Origin of the sequence: Halalkalibacter wakoensis JCM 9140 (assembly GCF_000513095.1) — a bacterium.
Taxonomy (GTDB): domain Bacteria; phylum Bacillota; class Bacilli; order Bacillales; family Bacillaceae_D; genus Halalkalibacter; species Halalkalibacter wakoensis.
On sequence record NZ_BAUT01000166.1, the window covers coordinates 1 to 1,191 of the forward strand.

General features: G+C 36.9%; 1 protein-coding gene and 3 tRNA genes. 1 reads left to right on the forward strand and 3 read right to left on the reverse strand.

Annotation, left to right across the window (positions count from 1 at the left end; translation table 11 throughout):
• Nucleotides 1-7: 7 nt before the first annotated feature.
• Nucleotides 8-82, reverse strand: a tRNA-Glu gene (locus tag JCM9140_RS21965).
• 145 nt (nucleotides 83-227) lie between these two features.
• Between JCM9140_RS21965 and JCM9140_RS21970 the strand changes: the two genes are divergently transcribed.
• A complete protein-coding gene (locus JCM9140_RS21970; protein WP_034751826.1) occupies nucleotides 228-410 on the forward strand; it encodes a hypothetical protein in 183 nt (60 codons plus the stop codon).
• Nucleotides 411-1,027: 617 nt separating this feature from the next.
• Here the strand turns inward: JCM9140_RS21970 and JCM9140_RS21975 are convergent.
• Both JCM9140_RS21975 and JCM9140_RS21980 read right to left on the reverse strand, forming a co-directional pair.
• Nucleotides 1,028-1,100, reverse strand: a tRNA-Thr gene (locus tag JCM9140_RS21975).
• A gap of 10 nt (nucleotides 1,101-1,110) precedes the next feature.
• Nucleotides 1,111-1,185: transfer RNA gene (locus tag JCM9140_RS21980), tRNA-Asn, on the reverse strand.
• Between the last annotated feature and the right edge of the window lie 6 nt (nucleotides 1,186-1,191).

The following is a 1,191-nucleotide window of genomic DNA, read 5'->3' on the forward strand; positions in this document are numbered from 1 at the left end:
AATTTGTTGGTGACCCGTACGGGATTCGAACCCGTGTTACCGCCGTGAAAGGGCGGTGTCTTAACCGCTTGACCAACGGGCCATTTCTTACTGACAAAAAGTATTATATCTAAATAGAGAACTATTTGCAACCCCTTTTCAAAAATAAAAAAAATATTTTTCCGCCTCTTGAAAACACGAACATACATTCGTTATAATAAAGAAAACCGTGCTAGAGGTGATGTCTGTTGAACAATCACAAACCGCTATATTCTCGTGAAGAATTAATTACGTTATTAGACTATGTTCAGCAAAAGGCTAAAGAAGAAACTAAGCTGCAGGTTGCTGAGTGCATGCTTGATTATGGTATTGATATCAAGCTTGTCGGAGCTATAACAGGCTTACCACCAAAACAACTTATTAGTAAGTAACAGATTTGAACGTCCCTCTGCTGAAACGTAGAAAAAGCCATAATGGTGTCAGAAGCCAACATGGCTTTTTTCTATTCTTACTAGTTTAAGTGACAAGCAGACTCTATTTAAATGCGCACTTAAAGACAAAAACCCTTGCACATCCACAGTCCTTCAAAGTCCTGTTATCAATCAACCAGACCATGTTCCCATTCGCATACTTTGTCACTTTATTAAGGATACTATAATCATTACCACGCCCGAATTGAAAATTCACTATTTTACAGCCTGAATCATTTGCTTTGCATCTTTGGCTAAGGAGAAACTAAGATGAAAAAGAAAGATGAGAACATTCCAAATTTCGATATTTACAGCTTAATTGGATTAATAGGAGTTATTATAATTTTTATTTTATGTTATTTAATTAAGGGAATTACGCTCTGAAGTCATTTTCGACTGTGTACTAACAAACAAATCACCTTTTATAGCTTTAGTTTTATCAATGACAGTCTATTTTTTAAAATTAAAAAATTGTCAAAAACAACAATAAACTTCATTTTTCGTCGCCCAAAAAAATTTTTAAACAAAAAAACACCAATCAATAGCTGAAAGGTGTGTTATATACAAGATTCATCTGAAGCTTCCAAGCGGACTTGAACCGCTGACCCCTACCTTACCATGGTAGTGCTCTACCGGCTGAGCTATGGAAGCACAAAAAAAATGGCTCCACAGGTAGGACTCGAACCTACGACCGATCGGTTAACAGCCGATTGCTCTACCACTGAGCTACTGTGGAACGGGT